At 69.5% G+C, this 21,293-nt stretch carries 18 protein-coding genes and 1 pseudogene; 9 read left to right on the top strand and 10 right to left on the bottom strand.

Going from position 1 to position 21,293, the window contains the following annotated elements:
• Positions 1-66 precede the first annotated feature (66 nt).
• Genes ABZV38_RS24315 through ABZV38_RS24305 form a run of 3 tightly spaced genes read right to left on the bottom strand, consistent with a single transcriptional unit; the run spans position 67 to position 2,656 of the window.
• Positions 67-618, bottom strand: a complete 552-nt coding sequence (locus ABZV38_RS24315) for an isochorismatase family protein (protein ID WP_356330159.1) — start codon at positions 616-618, stop codon at positions 67-69.
• A 41-nt stretch (positions 619-659) separates the two neighbouring features.
• Entirely contained in the window at positions 660-2,129 is a 1,470-nt protein-coding gene (locus ABZV38_RS24310; protein WP_356330157.1) for an MFS transporter, read from the bottom strand.
• Positions 2,130-2,173: 44 nt separating this feature from the next.
• The gene (locus tag ABZV38_RS24305) at positions 2,174-2,656 is read right to left on the bottom strand and encodes a MarR family transcriptional regulator (protein WP_356330156.1); all 483 of its coding nucleotides are present in this window, start codon (positions 2,654-2,656) and stop codon (positions 2,174-2,176) included.
• Positions 2,657-2,803: 147 nt separating this feature from the next.
• Between ABZV38_RS24305 and ABZV38_RS24300 the strand changes: the two genes are divergently transcribed.
• Complete coding sequence (locus ABZV38_RS24300) at positions 2,804-3,874, top strand: LacI family DNA-binding transcriptional regulator (protein WP_356330154.1); 1,071 nt, start codon at positions 2,804-2,806, stop codon at positions 3,872-3,874.
• A gap of 124 nt (positions 3,875-3,998) precedes the next feature.
• Here ABZV38_RS24300 and ABZV38_RS24295 read toward each other — a convergent pair whose 3' ends face one another.
• Positions 3,999-4,991, bottom strand: coding sequence for an acetylxylan esterase (locus tag ABZV38_RS24295; protein WP_356330152.1), 993 nt, complete (start codon positions 4,989-4,991; stop codon positions 3,999-4,001).
• A 234-nt stretch (positions 4,992-5,225) separates the two neighbouring features.
• Between ABZV38_RS24295 and ABZV38_RS24290 the strand changes: the two genes are divergently transcribed.
• The 5 genes from ABZV38_RS24290 to ABZV38_RS24270 all read left to right on the top strand — a co-directional run bounded on the left by ABZV38_RS24290 (position 5,226) and on the right by ABZV38_RS24270 (position 11,436).
• On the top strand, positions 5,226-6,470 hold the full coding sequence (locus ABZV38_RS24290; protein WP_356330150.1) for a sugar ABC transporter substrate-binding protein: 1,245 nt from the start codon (positions 5,226-5,228) through the stop codon (positions 6,468-6,470).
• Between the two features lie 5 nt (positions 6,471-6,475).
• Complete coding sequence (locus ABZV38_RS24285; RefSeq protein ID WP_356330148.1) at positions 6,476-7,468, top strand: sugar ABC transporter permease; 993 nt, start codon at positions 6,476-6,478, stop codon at positions 7,466-7,468.
• Positions 7,465-8,367: a carbohydrate ABC transporter permease gene (locus tag ABZV38_RS24280; RefSeq protein ID WP_356330147.1), complete on the top strand. Its 903-nt coding sequence runs from the start codon at positions 7,465-7,467 to the stop codon at positions 8,365-8,367. Before ABZV38_RS24285 ends, ABZV38_RS24280 begins: the two co-directional genes overlap by 4 nt.
• A gap of 81 nt (positions 8,368-8,448) precedes the next feature.
• Positions 8,449-9,651 (top strand): family 1 glycosylhydrolase, encoded by a 1,203-nt coding sequence (locus ABZV38_RS24275; protein ID WP_356330145.1) that lies wholly within the window; start codon positions 8,449-8,451, stop codon positions 9,649-9,651.
• A 249-nt stretch (positions 9,652-9,900) separates the two neighbouring features.
• Positions 9,901-11,436, top strand: a complete 1,536-nt coding sequence (locus ABZV38_RS24270) for a glucoamylase family protein (protein WP_356330143.1) — start codon at positions 9,901-9,903, stop codon at positions 11,434-11,436.
• Between the two features lie 32 nt (positions 11,437-11,468).
• On the opposite strand, the gene ABZV38_RS24265 is transcribed toward ABZV38_RS24270, so the two are convergent.
• Positions 11,469-12,518, bottom strand: a complete 1,050-nt coding sequence (locus tag ABZV38_RS24265) for a glycoside hydrolase family 18 protein (protein ID WP_356330236.1) — start codon at positions 12,516-12,518, stop codon at positions 11,469-11,471.
• 92 nt (positions 12,519-12,610) lie between these two features.
• Here ABZV38_RS24265 and ABZV38_RS24260 point away from each other — a divergent pair, with 92 nt between their 5' ends.
• From ABZV38_RS24260 to ABZV38_RS24250, 3 genes are all read left to right on the top strand, one after another.
• Positions 12,611-13,117: a hypothetical protein gene (locus tag ABZV38_RS24260; protein WP_356330141.1), complete on the top strand. Its 507-nt coding sequence runs from the start codon at positions 12,611-12,613 to the stop codon at positions 13,115-13,117.
• Between the two features lie 62 nt (positions 13,118-13,179).
• A complete protein-coding gene (locus ABZV38_RS24255; RefSeq protein WP_356330234.1) occupies positions 13,180-15,297 on the top strand; it encodes a TPM domain-containing protein in 2,118 nt (705 codons plus the stop codon).
• 79 nt (positions 15,298-15,376) lie between these two features.
• Positions 15,377-16,090, top strand: coding sequence for a PspA/IM30 family protein (locus ABZV38_RS24250; RefSeq protein WP_356330139.1), 714 nt, complete (start codon positions 15,377-15,379; stop codon positions 16,088-16,090).
• Positions 16,091-16,135: 45 nt separating this feature from the next.
• Here ABZV38_RS24250 and ABZV38_RS24245 read toward each other — a convergent pair whose 3' ends face one another.
• From ABZV38_RS24245 to ABZV38_RS24225, 5 genes and pseudogenes are all read right to left on the bottom strand, one after another.
• Positions 16,136-18,697, bottom strand: coding sequence for a SpoIIE family protein phosphatase (locus tag ABZV38_RS24245; RefSeq protein ID WP_356330232.1), 2,562 nt, complete (start codon positions 18,695-18,697; stop codon positions 16,136-16,138).
• Positions 18,698-18,899: 202 nt separating this feature from the next.
• Positions 18,900-19,328, bottom strand: coding sequence for an ATP-binding protein (locus ABZV38_RS24240; RefSeq protein ID WP_356330137.1), 429 nt, complete (start codon positions 19,326-19,328; stop codon positions 18,900-18,902).
• Between the two features lie 141 nt (positions 19,329-19,469).
• Positions 19,470-19,919, bottom strand: a complete 450-nt coding sequence (locus ABZV38_RS24235; protein ID WP_356330134.1) for a (deoxy)nucleoside triphosphate pyrophosphohydrolase — start codon at positions 19,917-19,919, stop codon at positions 19,470-19,472.
• Between the two features lie 128 nt (positions 19,920-20,047).
• Positions 20,048-20,230: an SPOR domain-containing protein gene (locus tag ABZV38_RS24230; RefSeq protein WP_356330132.1), complete on the bottom strand. Its 183-nt coding sequence runs from the start codon at positions 20,228-20,230 to the stop codon at positions 20,048-20,050.
• Positions 20,231-20,440: 210 nt separating this feature from the next.
• A pseudogene (locus ABZV38_RS24225) lies at positions 20,441-21,199 on the bottom strand (hypothetical protein); the annotation flags it as partial.
• Positions 21,200-21,293 lie beyond the last annotated feature (94 nt).

Below are 21,293 nucleotides of genomic sequence, written 5' to 3'. Positions count from 1 at the left end.
TCGGGCACAGGCCTGGCCCCATCAGCCCGATGGGGCCCGACTCGATGGGGTCGGGCCCGATCGGACTCAGCCGAGCAGCTTGACGATCACCTCGGTGGTGTCCGTCTCGCCGAGCCGGGGGAAGATCTTCTCGATGCTGTTGTTGTGGGCGCCGCCGTCCATGTCGGTGACCGCGTCCGTGACGACGGTGACGTGGTAGCCGTGCTCGTGTGCGGCCCGGGCGGTGGACTCGACGCCGATGCTGGTGGCGATGCCCGTCACCACGACCTGCGTGACACCGCGGCGGCGCAGCTGAAGGTCGAGATCGGTGCCGTAGAAGGCGCCCCACTGCTGCTTGGTGACCACGATGTCGCCGTCGCGCGGGCCGAGCTCGGGGACGATGTCGGCCCAGTCGGCGGCCGGCTGCCCGGCACGCGGGGCACCCTCGGTGCGACCGGGAGCGCCGCCGGTGACGCGGACCAGAACGACCGGGAGGCCCTTGGTACGGAAGGCGTCGGCGAGGGTCGCGGAGTTCGCGACGATATCGGCGGCGGGGCGGACGGTGGGGCGGTCGACGATGCCCTTCTGGAGATCTACCACGACCAGGGCGGTCTTCGGGTCGAGGGTGGTGGCGGTCATGATGGCGCTCCTCCGAGGGGGACGGGTGGTGTCGGTGGAGGTCAGGCACGGGTGCGCAAAGCGCGGTCGGTGACGGTCAGGACGATCAGCAGCAGGCCGAGCACGGCAGAGACCGTCGCCATGAGGTGGAGCCCGCTGTCGTTGGCCGACTGGCCGTAGGCGAGGGCGATCAGGCTGGACGCGGTGATGGCCCCGATGTACTGGGCGGTGCGCTGGAGTCCGGCGGCGGACCCGATGCTCTCGGGCGGCGCGTACGCCTGGACGGCGGCCTGGTTGCTCGTACCGATCAGTCCCTGCGGGATGCCGAAGCAGGCACCGGCGAGCAGCAGCACGGCGAGCGGCGTGGAACCGGAGAGGAACACCAGCAGCACCGCCGCCCCGACGGTGAGCAGCGCACAGGCCAGCGTGAGCGGGCCACGGATGCCCTTCGTGCGGGCTCCGAGCAGCGAACAGACCAGTGCGGCTAGTGACATCGGCAACATCAGCAGTCCGGTGTGCCCGGAGGAGTAGCCACGTACTTCTTCCAGCCATTGCGTGTATCCGTACATCACGCAGTAAATCAGCAGATAACTCACTCCGTGCCGCAGATACGTGCGGGCGAGCGCGGCGTTGCTCGCGAGCATCCGCAGGTCGATGAAGGGCCGCTGGCGGCGCAGCTGCCACCACACCAGGACACCGGTCAGCACGGCGAAGGGCGCGAGCAGCCACCACATCGGGTGGGAGAGATCGAGCAGGAAGAAGACCAGCACGGTCAGAGCGGTGGAGAAGAGGCCGATGCCGAGCGGATCCAGATCGAGCCGAGGCGCACGACCGTCGGCTCCACGCGTGCGCGGCGGATCCGCCGGGATCCAGAGCAGTGCGGAGCCGAGCGCGATGAGGGCGACGGGCACATTGACGGCGAAGATGCCCCGCCAGCCGACGACCATGACGAGCAGCCCGCCGAGCGTGGGTCCGACGGCGGCGCTGCCGAGCGCGGCGAAGGAGAGCCGGGCCAGGACGGGGCGCGGGGTGGCGCGGCCGACCCGCCGGGACTCGTCGCGCAGGACCGCCATGGCGGCCGGGTAGGCGGCCGACGTACCGATGCCGAGCAGCAGCCGGGATGCGATCAGCCAGCCGAAACTCGGCGCGAAAGTCCCGACGAGACCGGACGCGATCACGACGACCAGACCGGCGAGGAAGACGCGGCGGGGGCCGAGGGCGTCGGCGAGCTTGCCGAGAACGGGCTGGGCGACGGCGCTGGCGAGATAGAGGACCGAGATGAGCCAGGCGGTGTCGGCGGCACCGATGCCGAAGGTGTGGGCGATCGCCACCAGGGCGGTGGAGATCATGGTGGTGTTGAGCGGGTTGAGCAGGGAGCCGAGGAGCAGCGGCGCGGTGAGGCGCGCACGGAAACCGGGGCCGGCGACCGCGGGGCGGCCGGGGGTGGTGGCCGCGAGACGGCCGAGGCCGGCAAAGGCGGCCGCCGCGGTCGCCACCGCGGCCGGCGGGTCGCTTGCCACCTTCACGTTCACTTTCACCACCTCCGCCGCCGGTTTCGGTATCGGCTCCGGGGCGGTCACTTCTCGACCAGGCGGACGAGGAGGGCCGTGGCCTCGGCGACGGTACGGCGCTCGGCCCCGTCGAGCTCGGCCGCGATCGCTTCGGCGAGCCAGTTGTGCTTGGCGGCCCGGACCGCACCGAGCGTGGTGCGGCCGACGTCCGTAATGGACATGACCGACTTCCGGCCGTCGGCGGGATCCGGCGCCCGCTCGACGAGACCCTGACCCTCCAGCGCCCCGAGGGTCAGCCGCATGGACTGGGGCCGTACGTACTCGGCGCGGGCCAGCGCGGCCGTGGTGGCCGGGCCCTCCCGGTCGAGACGGGCGAGCACCGAACGCTGGGTCGGGGTGAGCAGGCTGTCCGACGACGTCGTGCGCAGTCGGCGCAGCAGTCTGCTGACGACGGACGCCAGCTGCGTCGCGACCTGCTCGGCGCTGGGCTCGGCGTCCGGCCCGGCGCCCGGCCCGCTGGGAGTGGCTTCGGACGAGGGTTCCCGCATGACTCCACCATAAAAGATGTACAGGCCATCTTGCAAGGTTACCTGTCTATTTTTACGCCGCCCTTGCTCGGGGCGCGGCGTGCAATCTAGGGTGAATGCGCTTTCAGAATGTGCAGGTACGGAAGAAGAAGCGGACGGTCGGTTCGGGTGAGTGCCCCAACGGTGTACAACGTCGCCGAGCGGTCGGGCGTCTCCATTGCGACGGTCTCGCGGGTCTACCGCAACCCCGACTCCGTACGGGCCCAGACCCGCGAGCGGGTCCTCGACGCGGCCCGCGAGCTCGGGTACGTACCCAGCGGGAACGCGCGGGGCCTGGCCAGCCGGACCACCGGAGTGCTCGGGCTCTGCTTCCCCGACTACGCCGACCCGGACGCCGAGGCCGACGCGGAGGCGGACAGCGACGCCGACGACGCGGTGATGCTCTACTCCGACCAGATCATCCGCGGCATGGAGCGGGCGGCGCGGCGGCACGGGTACGCGCTGTTGATCGCCGCATCACTGGAGGGCGGACCCGAGAGCCTTGTCGCGAAGGTGGCGGGCCGGGTCGACGGCTTCGCGGTGCTGGCGCAGACCGTGCCGACCGAGGACCTCGAAGTGATATCGCGCCGGCTGCCGGTGGTGATGCTCGCCGGGCCGCGCGAGATCGACCACCTCGACCACATCGTCGTGGCCAACGCCGACGGGGAACGCGAACTGGCCCGCCACCTGATCGAGGACCACGGGCTGCGCAGACTCGCCTTCATCGGGGGCGAGGTGGCGTCACCGGACGCCGAGGCACGCTTCCGCGGCTTCCAGGAGGCCTGCCGCGACGCCGGACTCCCGGTGCCGGACGCACCGGACCTGCGGGCCGAGATGATGACGCAGGCCGAGGGCGCCCGGACGGCGGAGGCCCTGCTCGACCGGTACGCGGGCCTGAGCGACGCCGAACGCCCGCAGGCCATGCTGTTCGCCAACGACCAGATGGCGGTGGGTGCACTGCGCGCGCTGGAACGGCGCGGGGTGCGGGTACCCGAGGACCTCGCCGTGACCGGGTTCGACGGAATCCCGCTGAGCCGGATCGTACGGCCGACGCTGACGACCGTACGCCAGCCGATCCGGCAGCTGGGCGAGCAGGCGGTGGAACTGCTCGTGCAACGCCTGGGCGACCGGGAACGCGAGCCGGTGTCCCTGATGCTCCCGGTGTCCCTGGCCCGCCGGGCCAGCTGCGGCTGCGGCTGATCCCCCGCCGAGCCGGCTGCGGCTGCCCCGCCCGCCCCGGACGAGCCGCGAAGCCCGGCGCGTCGGGCCGACCCGGCAGCCGGGCGTGGGCCAGGACGCGCGAGCCCGGCCCGACCGGCACCCTCTAGCCCATATGCACCCCGAAGAACCGCTCCCGGTTTGCCTGCAGCTGCGCCACCTCCCCGGCAAGCCCCTCGTACTCGAAATGCCCCGCGCTCAGCACCTGCAGTTCACGCGGTCCGGCGAGCGCATTGTGTACGGCGAACTGGCCGGGCGGCGGCACCGAGGGATCGAACAGCGCTGCCGCCACCAGCGTCGGCAGCTCGAGCCGCGCGGCAGCCGTCGCAGCGTCGAAGTACCGCAGCACTTCGGTGACTTCGGGATGTTCACGGTGGTAGGCGCGCACCGACTCACCGCTGCCGACGCACCGCAGCGTGAGCCGCAACGGGTGGTTGCCGAAGGTGGGCACCGTCAGCTGCGCGGCGCCGAACCGGTCGTCCCACGGCAGGGCCAGCGCACCGAGCCCGCCGCCGAAGCTTTCCCCGAGATAGCCGAGCCGGGGAGCCCCCGCGCCACTCTCGGGAGCCAGCTCCGGAACGAGTTCCTGCAGCGCCGACGCGGCGCACCACAGATCCGCCACGCAGTCGCCGATGACATATGTGTCACGCGACTCGATGCCGTGGCGGACATGCGCGTCGGCCACATCGGGGATGCCCGGCCGCAGACCGCGGCTCCCCATGCCGCGCACACAGGGCAGGATCGCGGCGGACCGGGGCAGAGGCGGCGGCAGATCGGGCCCCGGCTCCTGCCGGCCCCCGTACCCGTGGCCGATGACGAATCCGTGCTCCGCGGCACCCTCGGCGGGCAGGGCGAGCCAGCCGCCCAGTCGGACTCCACCCACGGAGGTGAATGTCACACCGTGGATCCGCAGCCCGTCCCGTTCGTCCTCCAGCGGTCCGATCTCCGGCTCCGTGGCGACCTTGCGGGCCTCGTCGTGGCGGGCTCGCCAGAAGGCCGCGAAATCGTCTGGGGCAACGGGCGCGGGGACGCTCAGGAGCTCGTCCCCCGTGTACCCGTAGGACGGATCAAACGGGAATTCATGCGCAAACGAAGGCATGATCACGACAATAGCGCCCCCTCCCCGGCGGTCCGATCCCTTACGAAATAGGTCACATCTCCTTCATATTCGCAAACGCCCCGTTTACCGTTTCACAGTTGAACATCCAGGTGTCGAGCGCGTTGCACGAGTGTGACCTAGCACCCCCTTGTGCATCTCTGAATCCGTGCCGCAGAGTGATGTATGCGCTTACAGGCAGCGCATACATCCGGATTGCTCAAGGAGGAGCCCTCCATGTCCCGCACCGCCAGAACCGCCTCGGTCGGTATCGCAGTCGCACTCGCATTCGGCATCACCGCATGTGGCAGTTCCGGTGGCGAAGACGTCGCCGCGGACAAGAAGCAGACGCTCACCGTCTGGGCCATGGGGGCCGAGGGCGAAAAGCTCGCGGATGTGGCGAAGGTCTACGAGAAGTCCCACCCGAACATCACCATCAAGGTGACCCCGGTCGGCTGGGACGTCGCCCACCAGAAGCTCGTCTCCGCGGCCGCCGCCGGCACCATGCCGGACGTGGCGCAGATGGGCGGCAGCTACATGGGCGAGTTCTCCGAGCTGGGTGTCCTGGAACCGGTGGACACCAAGACCTTCGACAAGAAGAACTTCTTCCCGTCCGGCTGGAACCAGGGCGAGGTGGACGGCACCACGTACGGCGTGCCGTGGTACGTCGACACCCGCGTCCTCTACTACCGCACCGACCTGGCCGAGAAGGCCGGCATCGACAAGGCTCCGACCAACTGGAAGGAGATGCAGGACCTCGCCACCGCGTACCAGAAGAAGGCCGGTACCAAGTGGGGCCTGTCCATCCAGCCCAGCGGCCTGGACACGGTGCAGAACTTCTACTCCTTCCTGTACTCGGCCGGCGGCGAGATCTTCAACGACAAGGGCGAGGCCGTCATCGACAGCCCCGACGCCGTCAAGGCACTCAAGGAGTACAGCTCGTACTTCGACAAGGGCCTCTCCAACAAGTCCGTGGCGCCCGGCTACGACGTCGTCAAGGACTTCGGCAACGGCCGCGTCCCGATGTTCTTCGGTGGCCCCTGGCACGTCACTCTGCTGAACGAGGGCCAGCCGCAGATCAAGGGCAAGTGGGCGGTGGCCAACGTCCCCGCCGACAAGTCCTCCGTCTCCATGGCGGGCGGCTCCTCCCTGGTGATCTCCAAGGACAGTGAGCACAAGGCCGCTGCCACGGAGTTCATCAAGTACCTGACCGACACCAAGGGCCAGGTCGACTGGTACGAGCGCACCAAGGACCTGCCCGCCAACACCGCGGCCTGGACCTCCGGAGCGCTCGCCGACGACGCCAACCTCCAGGTCTTCAAGAAGCAGATGGACACCGCCAAGGCCTCGCCCTCGCTCGCCAAGTGGACCGAGATCACCGACAAGGTCGACCAGGCCATCGCGAAGGTCACCCAGGGCAAGGCTTCCGCCGAGGACGCGCTGAAGACGGCGCAGTCCGAGATCGAAGGCCTCGTGAAGTAGGAGCCATGAGCACCATGACCGGAAAGGCCGCACAGCCGGCCAAGGTGCAGGCCGGGCCGGGGACCTCCCAGTCCCCGGCCGCCGGGCCCCAGGAGCGCCGGGGTCGCAAGAGGCCGTCGATGGGTGTGCAGAACGGGGCCGGCTGGCTGTTCTCCACCCCCTTCCTCGTCCTCTTCACCGTCTTCATGGCGTTCCCGATCCTCGCCACCCTGCTGATGAGCTTCACCGACTTCGGGCTGCGCAATGTCACGCACCCGCTGGACGCGAAGTTCATCGGCTTCGAGAACTACGTCAATCTGTTCGGCGACGAGAAGTTCCTCAAGTCGCTCTTCAACACGGCGTACTTCGTGGTCATCGGCGTCCCCCTGACGATCTGCCTCGGACTGGTCATCGCGGTGCTGCTGAACAACGGCATCGACCGGGCCCGGACCTTCTTCCGGGTCGGCTTCTACGCCCCGGTGGTCACCACGATCGTCGCCGTTGCCGTGGTCTGGCGGTTCGTCCTGGACCCGAGCGACGGACTGATCGCGGGCCTCTTCACCGAAGTGGGTCTCACCCCGCCGGACTTCCTCGGCTCCGAGACGCTGGCGATGCCCTCGATGATCGCCATGGCGGTATGGCGCAACCTCGGCACGGTCATGGTGCTTTTCATCGCCGGACTGCAGGCCATTCCCACCGAGGTACGGGAAGCCGCGAAGCTCGACGGCGCCGGTGCCTGGCACGAGTTCCGCAGGATCACCGTGCCCCTGCTCCGGCCGACGCTCCTCTACGCCACCGTCATCACCACCATCGGCTACCTCAACGTCTTCGAGGAACCATTCGTGATGACGCAGGGCGGACCCTCGGACTCCACCCTCACCGTCTCACTGAACATGTACCGCGAGGGCTTCAACTTCTTCCACATGGGCTATGCGAGCGCCATGGCGTATGTCCTCTTCGTAGTGATCATGGGCATCACTGTGCTCCAGCTCCGACTGCTGAAGGACAACACCAAATGAGCGCCACCCGTGCACCCGGCGGCGTCCCGACGGCGCGGCCGAAGGAGCCGATCAGGCCCCAGGGAGTGCAGAAGACCCGGAACCCGAAGCGGCTGCTGAACTACGTCCTCCTCGCGGTCGGCCTGCTGGTCATGTCCGCCCCGTTCCTCTGGATGGCCCTCTCGGCCTTCAAGACGTCGAGCGAACTGTCCGCCAGCCCGCCCGTGTGGATCCCCACCGAGTGGACCCTGGACAACTTCCGGGACCTGCTCGACAAGCTCGATCTGCCGTTGTACTTCATGAATTCCGTCATCGTGGCGGTGCTGGTCACCGTCTCGAACCTGGTGTTCTGCTCGATGCTCGGCTACGCCCTGGCCAAGTTGAACTTCGTCGGGCGCAACAAGATCTTCGGGCTGGTCCTGGGCGCCCTGATGGTGCCCGGCAACCTGATGCTGCTGCCGCTCTTCGTGCTGATGAGCAAGCTCCGACTGATCGACAGCTACGCAGGCCTCGTGCTGCCCTTCGCCGCAGGAGCCTTCGGTGTCTTCCTGATGCGGCAGTTCATGCAGTCGATCCCGGACGAGCTGCTGGAAGCGGCCCGGATGGACGGCGCCGGCGAGTGGTACATCTTCTGGCGGATCGTGATGCCGCTGGTGAAGCCCGCCCTCGCAACGCTCTCGATCTTCGCCTTCCTCGGCTCCTGGAACAACTTCGTCTGGCCGCTCATCGCGACCAACGACCCGGACAAATACACCCTGCCGGTAGCGCTCGCGACGTTCGCCACGGACCCCAACAAGGCCGGTGGCTCCAACGGCATGCTGATGGCCGGAGCATTCCTGGTTGTGCTGCCCGTGCTGATCCTGTTCATCGCACTGCAGCGGCACTTCACCCAGGGCGTCGCCACAGCGGGCATGAAGTAGCCCGCCCCACCGACTCGTACGAGGCCGCACCCCACACCCCCGCCGGCCACACCTCTTCACCCACCAGAAAGACATTTCGCGATGACTCACACCCAGGTCCCGTTCCCCGAAGGCTTCCTGTGGGGTGCCTCCACGGCCGCCCACCAGATCGAGGGCAACAACACCAACAGCGACTGGTGGGTCAAGGAACACGCCGCGGGCACCCACATCCAGGAGCCCAGCCTGGACGCCTGCGACAGCTACCACCGCTGGCACGAGGACATGGATGTGCTCGCCGGACTGGGCTTCACCGACTACCGGTTCTCCATCGAGTGGGCGCGCATCGAGCCGGCCGAGGGCCGGTTCTCCCGCGCCGAACTCGCCCACTACCGCCGCATGGTCGAAGGCGCCGTCTCGCGCGGCCTGCGCCCGATGATCACGCTGCACCACTTCACCGTGCCGCAGTGGTTCGAGGCGCGTGGCGGCTGGACCGCCGAGGGGGCGACCGAGCTCTTCGCCCGCTACGTCGCCGCCTGCGCACCGGTGATCGGCCAGGACGTCAGCCACGTCTGCACCATCAACGAGCCCAACATGATCGCCGTGATGGCCGGTCAGGCCAAGCGTGGCGACAACAGCTTCCCGCCGGCCGGCCTGCCGACCCCGGACGACGACACCACCCAGGCCGTCATCGCCGCCCACCACGCGGCCGTCAAGGAGGTCAAGGCGATCAACCCTGACATCCAGGTCGGCTGGACCATCGCCAACCAGGTCTACCAGGCCCTGTCCGGCGCCGAGGACGTCACCGCCGCGTACCGCCACCCGCGCGAGGACATCTTCATCGAGGCCGCCCGCGGCGACGACTGGATCGGCGTCCAGTCCTACACCCGTACCAAGATCGGCACCGACGGCCCGATCCCGACGGCCGACGGCGTCGAGCGCACCCTCACGCAATGGGAGTACTACCCGTCCGCGGTGGGCTACGCGCTGCGCCACACCGCCGAGGTCGTCGGCGGCGACGTACCGCTGATCGTGACCGAGAACGGCATCGCGACCGATGACGACAGCCGTCGCGTCGACTACTACACCGGAGCCCTGAACGAGGTCGCCGCCGCGCTGCAGGACGGCCTCAACATCCAGGGTTACCTGGCGTGGAGCGCCCTCGACAACTACGAGTGGGGCTCCTACAAGCCCGCCTTCGGCCTGATCGGCTGGGACCCGGAGACCTTCGAGCGGCTGCCGAAGCCGTCCGCCGTCTGGCTGGGCGAGATGGGCCGCACCCGCACCCTGCAGCGCATCGCCGACTGACGGCACCCCCTGGACCGGGAGCCACCTGACGGCCCCCTTCAGTACGGGAGCCGACGGAACCTGGCGGCCGCCGGTCCCCGTGCTGCTCCGTTCGGCGCGGTCGAAGCCCCACGGCTTCGGCCGCGGCGACGGCCACAACCGAAAACGGCGCCATCGGCGCAGCCATATCCGCCGCCGCCTCTCCGCGGCAGCATCGAGCACGCCACGAAATTCCCCCATCCCCCTTCTGCCACCGGGAGCTGGATCTTCATGGACCGTCGCACATTCATCAGCGTCGCCGGGACCGGGGCTGCCGCCCTGTCGCTGGGAGCCGTATCCGCGTCCTCCGCGAGCGCCGCGCAGTTCGCGCCATCGGCGGCCGCCGCGCCGGCCACTCGTTCCGTTCGATCCGCGCATGCCGCGCAACCTGTTCATGCCCTTGATACACCGCTGCTGCTGCGCTGGTTCCGCGATACGTATCACTCGATCGAGGCCATGACGACCGATCTCGGTCTGGCCACGGACAAGATCGATGTCAGTGGCTCCGGCGGCCCCGTCCAGTCCCGCCAGACGTCGCCCACCAATATCGGCTGCGGCCTCTGGTCGACCGTCGCCGCCGCCGGGCTCGGCGTGATCAGTGACGCCACAATGCACCGCAGGCTGGAACGCACCGTCCGGACCGTGGAGAAGCTGGAGCGCCACCACGGCTTCTGGCTCAACTGGTATGACGCCCACGACGGTTCGGTGCTGACCGAGTGGCCCGGCACCGGAGACCCGGTCCGTCCGTTCCTCTCCTCCGTCGACAACGCCTGGCTGATCACCGGCCTGCGCATCGCCGCCGACGCCTCACCCGCGCTGCGCCCCCGCGTCGCCCGGATCCTGGCGACAGCCGACTGGTCGTACTACTACACGCCGTACGACCCGGCCGACCCGGTCTCCGGCCCCGGCCAGCTGCGCGGCGGTTTCTGGCCTGATACGGAGGAACCCACCGGGCACCACTACGGCGCGCTCAACACGGAGCCCCGCATGGCCAGTTACCTGGGCATCGCGGACGGCTCGCTGCCCGCCGACCACTACTGGCACCTGCTGCGCACGATGCTTCCCGAGCACGAGCAGGAGCAGCATCCGCAGGGTTCGTACGTCGCCATGGACGGTATCCGGGTGTGGCAGGGCCACTACATGCACCGCGGCCGGAAGATCGTCCCCAGCTGGGGCGGTTCGATGTTCGAGGCGCTGATGGTGCCGTTGTTCGTGCCGGAGGCGGAATGGTCGCCGCAGTCCTGGGGTCTCACCCACCAGCGTTACGTCCGCAGCCAGATCGAACACGGCATGAAGGAAGCGGAGTACGGGTACTGGGGCTTCTCCCCCGCCAACATTCCCGAGGGCGGGTACCAGGAGTACGGCGTCGACGCCATCGGCATGCAGGTCGACGGCTATGCCTCCAATACCGATCGCACGTTCACCACGGACGGCGCTCCGCTGCCGCCCGCGTCGGCCTTCACCAACGGTGTGGTCACCCCGCACGCCTCGTTCCTCGCCCTGCCGTACGCACCGGGCGAGGCGGTCGCCAACCTGCGGGCGCTCGACCGCGACTTCGGCGCCTACCACGAGGGCTATGGCTTCCGGGACTCCGTCAATGTCCGTACCGGACGGGTCAGTGACTACATGCTCGCCCTCGACCAGGGCATGATCGCCGCGGCCCTGGCGCAGGCGATCCGCCCGGGGCTGCTGCAACGGCCGTTCCGGACGGGCGGGTTCCGGTCGAAGGTGCGTCCGCTGCTCGCCAGGGAGCAGTTCTCCATCTGACCCGCGGCGGCGTGAGCAACGGCGGTTTCTGGTCAGTTCCAGCCCTCGCGGTACACCGCCCAGTCGCCGTTCCGCGCCGCGAAGTCGACATAGAGCGCGACCCCGAACCGTTCCCGGCCGCGGTCCGTACGCCCCAGCCCCAGTCTGGTGCCGCGGACCGCGGCCGCGACCGTCTCCGCCGCCTCGTGGTGTCCGAGGTCGTCCTCGTGGAAGAACGGCAGTCCCATCAGCAGGTCGGTCCCCGGGGGCGTCACCTCCAGGGCCAGCGCGGTCTGCTCGGCGACGTAACCGCCGTACATGCCCTCCAGCGGCATCCAGGTGTCGTACGACATGACGGCGATCTGGTCGACGCGCCGCGCGACCTGCCCGAAGAACTTCTGCGACCACCACTTGGGACTGCCGCTGAGCGTGCCCACGACACTGTGTGCGGCGGGCAGCGGGTCGATCTGGTGGGCGGCTACGGAGAGCGGGACCCTGCGGGCCTTCGTGAGGGCGCGCAGGTCGTCGAGGAGCGAGAGGTAGTGCCGGTCGCCCGAGTGCAGGGGTTCGAGGTCGAAGTGGACCCCGTCGAAACCGGCATCGAGGATCTGACGCGCGGAGCCGACCACCGCGGTGCGGGACGCGGCCCGTTCCAGGTGCAGCCCGGCGGGCCCTTCCGTGGCGAGCACGTCCCCGAGCCAGGCCTGCACCCGGATGCCGGGCAGGGTGCGGTGGACGGCATCGAGCAGCCACCGCGCCTTCGGGTAAAGGGTCGCGGGCAGTGTGCCGTTGTGCTCCAGAGGTCCCGCATGAACGTACAGGTCCTTGATCCCGGTGCCGCGGATCCGGGCGGCGAACGCGGCGAGGTCCTTGTCGTTCTTACGCCCGTCGACCCAGGCGTGCCCGAGCCAGATGGCATCACGGCCGCGGGTACGGGTGTCGGCGCCCGGGTCGCCGCAATAGTTGAGCCGCAGGGTGACACCCGCGGCAAGCAGCGGAACCGCGATCACCAGCACAAGTCCCAGCGCGATCCGCCGCGGCCAGGTCCGCCACAACCGATTCCAGCGGAACCGGGCCGCCCTGTTCCGCACAGCGCCGGCCATGTCCTTCATACGCGAACGCACTCCGGTCACCCCCTGATTGTCGGTGTGCCGTGGCAGTATGACGGGCATGGTGTCCCACCGCCGAAAGGCCGATGCCCCGTAAGCGGCCCGGCGCGCTGCGCGCCGCCCAGCAGAGGACGCCCGGACGGCTGTCCGAGCCGGGCAGAATCCATCGGCTCTCCCTCCCCACCAGCGCCGCGATCCGTCGCGTGGAGCATGAGAGCGATCTGTACGAGATCTTCCCGGGGGTCACAGCAGCGGCCCTGGGACGCTGCTGCTCCTTCTTTCGTCTCCCCGGCCGCACGCTGTATCCCAGCCTCGCCGACTGCCCCTGCCGTGGCTGCTCGCTCGACGACGTGACCCATGCCCGGGATGTGCTGGGCGACATCCTGGCCGCGCTTGCACCACGGCCGCAGGCCGAGCTGGGGCGCCGGATCGCCCGGATCGACGCGCAGCTGCTGCGCCGGACCCTGTCCGATCCGCGCGCGCCCGGTCATCCGTGGCGGCGCGAGGCGTGGTGGCGGATGCGCCTGTACGACGGGGTCGTCGATCCCCCACGGCGCCCGCGGGAGGGCCCGGCGGCGGCGCCGGCTCCGTGACGGTCCCCCGGTGGATCGCCGGGTCGCGGGTGACTGAGGGTGGACATAGCCTCACACATGTGATGCAGCTCGTGAGCCGTACCCGGATTCCCATACCGGGCCGGGCCCTCGTCGCCGTGCTGGTGACGGTGTGCTGGCTGGCCCTTCCCGCTGCGTCGGCCGCTCGCGCCGACGACCCCGTCACGTTGTCCCGGGACGGCCAGATCACCGACAAGGTGGGTGCGCTCGGTGACCGCCGGGGCCAGGTGGCCACCGCACTCGACCGTCTCTACGCAGACCGGCGCATCCAGCTCTTCGTCGTCTATGTACGGGACTTCTCCGGCCGTTCCGCGCAGAACTGGGCCGATGAGACGGCCGACAAGAACGGTCTCGGTATCGACGACGCGCTGCTCGCCGTCGCCACGCACGACCGGCAGTACGCCTACACCGTGGCCCCGGGCTCCCGCCTCACCGACGCCCAGCTGCGTGACGTGGCGAGCACGGCCATCGAGCCGGCCCTCAAGCAGAACGACTGGGCGGGCGCCGCGATCGGGGCGGCCAACGGCTACGCCGCGGTAGTGGCCGGGAAGCCCGTGCCCACACCAACGATCACGCCCGGCATCGACGATCCCGGAACAGGCAGCTCCGGCGGGACGAGCACCGGGGACCTGGTCCTGCCCGTGGTCCTCCTCGGCGGGGCGGGAGCGGTCGCCGCCTACGCGTACACCCGCCGCAAGCGACGCGCCACGTCCCGCACCACGCCCGGGGCTGCCGGCTGGGGACAGGGCGCCGCGCCGGCGGGCGGGCCGCACCGGCCGCCGACTCCGTTGCCGGAGCTCGATGCCCATGCCAAGCAGGCGCTGGTGGAGACGGATGACGCGGTCCGCACCAGCGAGGAGGAACTCGGTTTTGCCAGCGCGCAGTTCGGGGAACAGGCCGCCGCCCCGTTCACCGAGGCTGTCGCGTACGCGAAAGGCGAGCTGACGACCGCGTTCCGGTTGCGTCAGCAGCTGGACGATGCGTTTCCGGAAGACGATGCGACGCGTCGCCGGATGCTGGAAGAGATCATCAACCGCTGCACGGGGGCCAATGCCCGCCTCGACGCCGTCTCCGCGGACTTCGACCGGCTGCGCGCGCTGGAACGCAACGCTGCACAGGCGCTTGCGACGGCCGAGACCGCGTTCCGTACGCTCGCCGGCCGGGTCTCGGCGGCCGAGACTGCCCTCACCGCGATGCGCGGCCGGTACGCGGAATCGGCCTGCTCCTCCGTCCCGGGCGACATCGAGCAGGCGAAGGACCGCCTCGTCTTCACGACCTCCAGCCTCAACCAGGCGAGGCAGGCGGTGGACGGGGGAAACAACGCGGCAGCCGCCGTGTACGTACGGGCGGCGGAGGGCGCGGTCGGTCAGGCGACCACACTCGTCGATGCCGTTGACCGGCGCGCCCGGGAGCTCGCGGAGGCGGCGGCCGCACTGCCGGCCGCACTCACCGAGACGGAGACCGATCTGGCCGATGCGGGCGGGTTGCTCGAAGGCACCACGGAGGGGGTGTCTACCGCGGATCTGCGGGGCCGGATCGCCCGCGCACAGTCGGTACTGGGCGACGTGAACAGAGAGCTGCAGGCCGGCCCCTACGACCCGATCGATGCACTGCGCAGGGTGGAGGAGGCCGATGCCGCGCTGGACGAGGCGCTGGCCGGGGCCCGCGAGCGGGAGCAGGGTGACCGTCGGGCCCGGTCCCTTCTCGACCAGGCGATGCTCACCACGCGCTCGGCGATTGCTGCCGCCGCGGACTACATCACGACGAATCGCGGGGCCGTCGGCAGCCAGGCCCGGACCCGGCTCGCGGAGGCCCAGCGGCGGCTGGAGCGGGCCCGGGAGCTGGCCGGCACGAACGATCCGCAGGGTGCGCTGGCCGAGACTCATCAGGCCGACTCGCTGGCCGGGCAGGCGCGGAGCCTGGCCGAAGAGGATGTGCGGGCGTACGGGAACCGGACCGGTCCGGGCGGTGTACAAGGAGGGGGCGGCGGGGTTGGCGGCGCGGTCCTCGGCGGGATCATCCTCGGCGGGCTCCTTGGCGGCGGCGGCAGGGGCTACGGAGGGGGGTTCGGCGGCGGATTCGGCGGAGGCGGAGGCGGCGGTCCCGGCAGCTTCGGCGGCGGGGGCACTCGCGGCCGGCGGGGTGGCGGCGGCCGCTTCTGAACCATCGGCAGAGCATGCATCGGGAGCGTTCCTACGGTCCGTACCGGCGTTCGTAGTGTCCATACAAAGGAGAGATGCCATGACCAAGCAGACCATCCTCGGCCGCGTCACTCAGCTGGCGAAGGCCAATATCAACGCGCTGCTGGATCAGGCGGAGGATCCGCAGAAGATGCTGGACCAGCTGATCCGCGACTACACGGCGAACATTTCGGAGGCCGAGCAGGCAGTGGCGGCGACCATCGGCAATCTGCGGCTGATGGAGCAGGACCACCGGGAGGATGTCGACGCGGCCGAGGAGTGGGGCGGCAAGGCACTCGCGGCCAGTCGCAAGGCGGACGAGCTGCGGGCCGCCGGGTCGGTGGCGGAGGCCGACAAGTTCGACAACCTGGCCAAGGTTGCACTCGGCCGGCAGCTCCAGTCGGAGAAGGAGGCGAAGACCGCGGAGCCGACCATCGCGTCGCAGACGGTGGTGGTGGACAAGCTCAAGTCCGGCCTGGATCAGATGAAGTCGAAGCTGACGGAGCTGAAGTCCAAGCGGGACGAGCTGGTCGCGCGCGCCAAGTCGGCCCAGGCGCAGAATCAGATGATGGACTCCGTCAAGAACATCAATGTTCTCGACCCGACCAGTGAACTCAGCCGTTTCGAGGACAAGGTGCGGCGGGAGGAGGCGAAGGCGATGGGCAAGCAGGAGCTCGCCGCATCGTCCCTGGACGCCCAGTTCGAGCAGCTGGACAGCCTGGGCGACAGCGCGGAGGTCGAGGCCAGGCTCGCCGCCCTGAAAACGGCCTCATGACCACCGCACCCGGAGCGCTCACCGCACTCGTACCACGTCCGGGTGTCAGAACATGCTCAGCAGCTGCTCGACCGTCCGCTCGGCAGCCGGCTGCCCGTCGGGCAGCCGCAGCTCGAACCAGACGGTCTTGCCGCGCGGTGTCCGCCTCGAACCCCAGGCCGCGCTCAACAGTCCGACCAGCTGCAGCCCTCGCCCTCCCTCGTCCGTGTCGCGCGCCCGGCGTCGCCGTGGCTGGACGAGACCCGCATCCCATACCTCGCACACGAGCGTACGGTCACGCAGCAGCCTGAGCCGGATCTCACTCTCGCCGTACCGCAAGGCGTTGGTCACCAGCTCGCTGACGAGCAGTTCGGTGGTGTCCACCAGATCGTCGAGGTCCCAGGCGATCAGTTGACTGCGGGCCAGTTCGCGGGCGCGGCCGACGGAGCGGGGTTCGCGCGGCAGCTGCCAGTCGCCGACCGCGTCGCTCGGCAGACCCTGGATGCGGGCCATCAGCAGGGCGATGTCGTCCTCGCCGTGCCGGGTGTCGAGGGTGGCCAGGACGTGGTCACAGACGTCCTCCAGCGGGAGGGCGGGCTCGACGAGAGCGTTGCGCAGCGCCTGCAGTCCTTCGTCGAGCGGGTGATCACGGGACTCGACGAGTCCGTCGGTGTAGAGGGCGAGGAGGGCGCCCTCCTTGAGTTCGACCTCGACTTCCTCGAAGGGTTCGCCGCCGACGCCGAGCGGCATCCCGGGCGGGACGTCGAGCAGCAGGGCCGGTTCCCCCGGCTCGACCACAACAGGGGGGAGGTGACCGGCGTTGGCGAAGGTGCACCGCCGGGTGACCGAGTCGTAGACGGCATAGACGCACGTCGCCAGGTAGACCTCGGACAGATCCGCGTCGCGGGACTTGTGGGAGGCCCTGGAGGGCCACTGGGCGCCGCCGCCCAAGCCGTCGGAGGCGGTGCTGCCGCCGGGGGTCCCTAGGCCGCGGGCGACCTCGTCGAGCGCGGAGAGCACTTCGGCGGGTTCCAGATCGAGGAGGGCCAGGGTCCTTACGGCAGTACGCAGTTCACCCATGGCAACGGCGGCCCGAAGCCCGCGGCCCATGACGTCGCCGACAACCAGGGCGGTGCGGTGTCCGGGGAGTTCGATGACGTCGAACCAGTCGCCACCCACCTCCGTCGCCGCGTTGCCGGGCAGATAGCGGCAGGCGATGTCGAGGCCCGCCGCCTCGGGGTCGCCGGGTGGCAGCAGACTGCGTTGGAGGATAAGGGCGCGTTCGTGCTCGCGCCGGTAGAGGCGGGCGTTGTCGATACAGACAGCGGCGCGGGCGGCCAGTTCGGTGGCGAGGGCGCGGTCGCGTTCGCCGAAGGGTTCGCTGCCCTTCGTACGGGAGAACTGGACGAGGCCGACGACGGTGTCGTGGGCGACCATCGGCACGGCGAGGGTGGACTGGACGAAGCCGCGGTCGTCTCCGGGGACGTTCTTGACCTGGCCGGTGCGCAGAGCGATGGCGCAGGGGGAGTTGAAGGGGTAGCGGTGGACGGCGCCCAGTGCGGGCGGGTCGGTGTGCCCCTCGGTCGCGATGCTGTCCGGGACGGTGACCGGCAGGGCGTCCGATACGGCGCTGGCGAAGGCGACACGGCGCAGTTCTGCGGAGCCGCCGACGGGCTCCTGACGGAGCGATCCCCAGCTGCCGGGGGGTGCCTCGTCGCCGGTGAGCAGCCCCTGGTAGAGGTCGACGGAGGCGAGGTCACAGAAGCCGGGTACGGCGACGTCGAGGAGTTCGCGGGCGGTGGTCTCCAGGTCGAGGGAGTTGCCGATGCGGGCGCTGGCCTCGTTGAGGAGGGCGAGGTTGCGGCGGGCGCTGGCGGCCTCGCGGGCGGCGATATGGCGGCGGGTGACATCGGTGGCCAGTCCGGCGATACCGACGGGCCGGCCTGCTCCGCTGTGCACGCGGTAGAGGTTCATGGACCAGTGGCGGCTCTCCGCGTCACCGGGTGCGGTGCCGACGAGCTGGAGATCGGTGACGGATTCTCCGGTCTCCAGGACCCGCTTGAGGGTGGCCGTGAGGCGCTCCGCCTCGGGGCGGGCGAGATAGTCGTCGACCGTGCGGCCGCGGTGGTCGTCGGCCTGGCCGCCGAAGACGGTGGCGAAGCGCTGGTTGGCGCGTACGACCGTGAAGTCCGTCCCGAACAACACGAAACCGAAGGGAGATTGGCCGAAAATGGCCTGCGATGCCGCCAGGTCCGTCTCGATACGGCGCAGGGCGCGGACATCAACGACGATGCAGAGCGCGGCCCGCTCCCCGCTCCCCGTCTCACTGGGCATCACATAGAGCTCGGCGAGCCCGTGGACGGCGTCTGCGCCCGGCATCCGGAAGGGGACGAGGCCCGTCCACTCCTTGCCGTCGAGTATCTCGCCGACCCGGCGATGGCCGTCGGTGCGCAGCTCGGAGGGCATGAAGGCCTCGACCGGGTCCTTGCCCACCGCTTCGTCTGCGGCAATGCCGAAGAGACCGGCGGCCCGGCGGCTCCACTGCTCGATCAGCCCGTCGGGGCCGATCGAGAAGGAGGCGACCCTGATGTAGTCATAGATCGAGCCAGGCGGGCTGCTCTGCCACACGACGTTGCCCGCTGTCCCAGGTATTTCGCTCACGCGACCGTCCCCTCCAGCTCACGCACCGGACCGGTCCTGCCCGCAGTATTCAGCACTACGGCCCTTACCGACACGGCGTTCACGATCACAGCACGGTCTCAGTCCCTTTCAGCCAGGCACTGACGGGTACTGCCCGAGCTTTGTGATCGCTGTGCGTCCCACCCCACTCCTAACCAGGGAGGGCCAGCTCGAACCACACCGTCTTGCCACTCTTTCCGCGCCGCGTCCCCCAGCGGCGAGCAGAACGGGCCACGAGCTGCAGCCCTCGGCCCCCTTCGTCGTCGGGCCCGGCAGCACGTTCGGTGGGCGGATCCGGAAGCGGATCGGAGACTTCCACAAGCAGTCCGGGACGAGCGTCCGGACCTTCGCCGTCGGGTTGGGGGCGCACGAGTCGTACGCCGATGGGGCCCGAGGTGTAGCGCATGGAATTGGTCACCAGCTCACTGACCAGCAGAACGGTCACATCACCAACCGTCGCGTCGAGCCCCCAGCCGCGCAGCGCCTCGTGGACCGCATGGCGAGCGGTGCGCGCGGCCCCCGGCACAGCCGGAAAGATCCACTCGGCGCAGTCGCCTTCGGCATCGATCACGCCGACCACTTCCCAAGACCAGCAACAGGGAACGTTCTGTTTAAGGGGACTAATCAGCACATACCCGATATTTGGGGTGGACTATCGCTGGAATCGACATGTGGGGCGTACGGGTGTAGGGCGGCATGCGCGCACGGAGGGGGCGCACGGTCAGTGGCGCGCGCCGTCCGGCAGGGGCCCGGTCGGGGCGTCCCGCCCCGGGGCGGTTCCGGCCGGCAGGCGACGCATGGCCTCGGTTACGGCGGGCAGGTCCTGGTCCAGCCAGTCGACCGCGTCACCCTCGCCCGGTCCGAGCCATCGCAGTTCGTCATGGTCCTCGAGCGGGGCGGGCACACCGGACACCAGCCGCGCCGTCCATACCTGAAGCACATATCCGGGCGCCAGCGGCCACTCGCCGGGGATGCGCTCCAGCGGCTCCGTCTCCACACCGAGTTCCTCGCGGAGTTCACGTACGAGTGCCTGCTCGCCGGTCTCCCCCGGCTCGAGCTTCCCGCCGGGCAGCTCCCAGCGGCCCGCCAGCTCGGGCGGGGCACTGCGGCGCGCGGCCAGCAGGCGCCCCTGGTCATAGACGGCCCCGGCCACCACCACGCGATCGTTCATACGCCGGAGCGTAACCCCCGGCGCGCGACGCACCGACCCGACCGCCCGCAACCACTCCGGCCCACTCCGACCCGGCCCCGCCCGCCGTCGACCGGCCCGTTCCCCCGGGCGGTGGTCAGGGAAGGTGGTCAGGGACGGGCGCTCTGCCCCAGGCGCTCCACCCAATAGAGCTGCTTGTGGCCGCGACGGTCGAGCTTGTCGGCGATCTTCTGCGCCTCGTCCTGCGTGGCATATCTGCCGACGCGGTACCTGTTGCCGTTGTCGTCCTGCCTTATCACCAGCCAAGGGAGCACGGCCCCGCCGTCGCTCATCGTGTCCCTCCCGAGCATTGCGCCCCTCCCCTGAACGGCGTGCACGACTCTAAGGATCCCCAGGAAACCGCAGTACGCATATGCCCGAGCGTACGCCTGACCTTCACGCAACGCATACGTAATTACACAAAGAGGCACCGATCCGGCCATCGCAAAGGGGGCGCAGTCGTCCTGATGCGCCCCCTGTACCACACGGATCACTTGCGCCGCTTACGCCTCCGTCTCCGCCGACGCCGACGCCGCTGCCGTCGCCGTCGCCGTCCGGATCGTCGGCATCGGCATGAGGACCGGACCGGCCGCCGGTTCCTTGCGGCAGACGTCCCCGCACTCCGCGTCCAACGAGCAGCAGAGCGAGCAGATCGGCCCCGACCGGACCGGGCAGTCGGCGATGTCCGGGAGCTCGTAGGCGGTGTCGCAGACCGCGCAGGTGTGGGTGGCGGTGATGTCCTCGATCTCGACGCACGGGCCGTTCACCGGGTTGGGGCGGGCCAGGTAGTACTTCCCCTTCGTCGCCCAGGCGATCAACGGGCAGAGGGTCAGGGAGAGTCCGGCCGCGATGAAGGTCGAGAACGCCTCTGCGTAGGCACCGAACAGTCCGAAGAAGGCGAGGATCGAGACGGTCGAGGCGATCACCATCGCGCCGAATCCTGCCGGGTTCACCGCGTACAGATAAGCGCGCTTGAACTCGATGTACCGCGGGCTCAGCCCGATCCTCTTGTTGATGACCAGGTCGGCGGCGACGGCCGCGATCCAGGCGATGCCCACGTTCGAGTAGAAGCCCAGCAGCTTGTTGAGGGCCGCGAACATGTTCATCTCCATCAGCGTCAGCGCGATGGCGAGATTGAGGAAGATGTACCAGACCCGGCCCGGGTGCTTGTGGGTGATTCGCGAGAAGAAGTTCGACCAGGACAGCGAGCCGCTGTAGGCATTGGTCACATTGATTTTGATCTGCGACACGATCACGAACAGACACGGCAGCTGTAGTTCTTGATCGGTAGGGCATCGTTGCTGGTCAGGCGGTTGTGGCGGCGGTGATGTTGTTCCAGCGGCGGTGGGCTTCGGC

The sequence above is a fragment of the Streptomyces sp. NPDC005181 genome, assembly GCF_040608395.1.
GTDB lineage: Bacteria > Actinomycetota > Actinomycetes > Streptomycetales > Streptomycetaceae > Streptomyces.
This window is presented reverse-complemented; position numbering and strand designations above follow the sequence as displayed.

What these genes read in the sequence shown, in the direction of transcription:
- ABZV38_RS24285 (WP_356330148.1), top strand. Translation starts at nt 6,476, where the DNA reads ATGAGCACCATGACCGGAAAGGCCGCACAGCCGGCCAAGGTGCAGGCC.
- ABZV38_RS24260 (WP_356330141.1), top strand. Translation starts at nt 12,611, where the DNA reads ATGCCCCGTAAGCGGCCCGGCGCGCTGCGCGCCGCCCAGCAGAGGACG.
- ABZV38_RS24315 (WP_356330159.1), bottom strand. Translation starts at nt 618, where the DNA reads ATGACCGCCACCACCCTCGACCCGAAGACCGCCCTGGTCGTGGTAGAT.
- ABZV38_RS24235 (WP_356330134.1), bottom strand. Translation starts at nt 19,919, where the DNA reads ATGAACGATCGCGTGGTGGTGGCCGGGGCCGTCTATGACCAGGGGCGC.
- ABZV38_RS24230 (WP_356330132.1), bottom strand. Translation starts at nt 20,230, where the DNA reads ATGAGCGACGGCGGGGCCGTGCTCCCTTGGCTGGTGATAAGGCAGGAC.
- ABZV38_RS24295 (WP_356330152.1), bottom strand. Translation starts at nt 4,991, where the DNA reads ATGCCTTCGTTTGCGCATGAATTCCCGTTTGATCCGTCCTACGGGTAC.
- ABZV38_RS24280 (WP_356330147.1), top strand. Translation starts at nt 7,465, where the DNA reads ATGAGCGCCACCCGTGCACCCGGCGGCGTCCCGACGGCGCGGCCGAAG.
- ABZV38_RS24290 (WP_356330150.1), top strand. Translation starts at nt 5,226, where the DNA reads ATGTCCCGCACCGCCAGAACCGCCTCGGTCGGTATCGCAGTCGCACTC.
- ABZV38_RS24305 (WP_356330156.1), bottom strand. Translation starts at nt 2,656, where the DNA reads ATGCGGGAACCCTCGTCCGAAGCCACTCCCAGCGGGCCGGGCGCCGGG.
- ABZV38_RS24270 (WP_356330143.1), top strand. Translation starts at nt 9,901, where the DNA reads ATGGACCGTCGCACATTCATCAGCGTCGCCGGGACCGGGGCTGCCGCC.
- ABZV38_RS24275 (WP_356330145.1), top strand. Translation starts at nt 8,449, where the DNA reads ATGACTCACACCCAGGTCCCGTTCCCCGAAGGCTTCCTGTGGGGTGCC.
- ABZV38_RS24265 (WP_356330236.1), bottom strand. Translation starts at nt 12,518, where the DNA reads ATGGCCGGCGCTGTGCGGAACAGGGCGGCCCGGTTCCGCTGGAATCGG.
- ABZV38_RS24255 (WP_356330234.1), top strand. Translation starts at nt 13,180, where the DNA reads ATGCAGCTCGTGAGCCGTACCCGGATTCCCATACCGGGCCGGGCCCTC.
- ABZV38_RS24250 (WP_356330139.1), top strand. Translation starts at nt 15,377, where the DNA reads ATGACCAAGCAGACCATCCTCGGCCGCGTCACTCAGCTGGCGAAGGCC.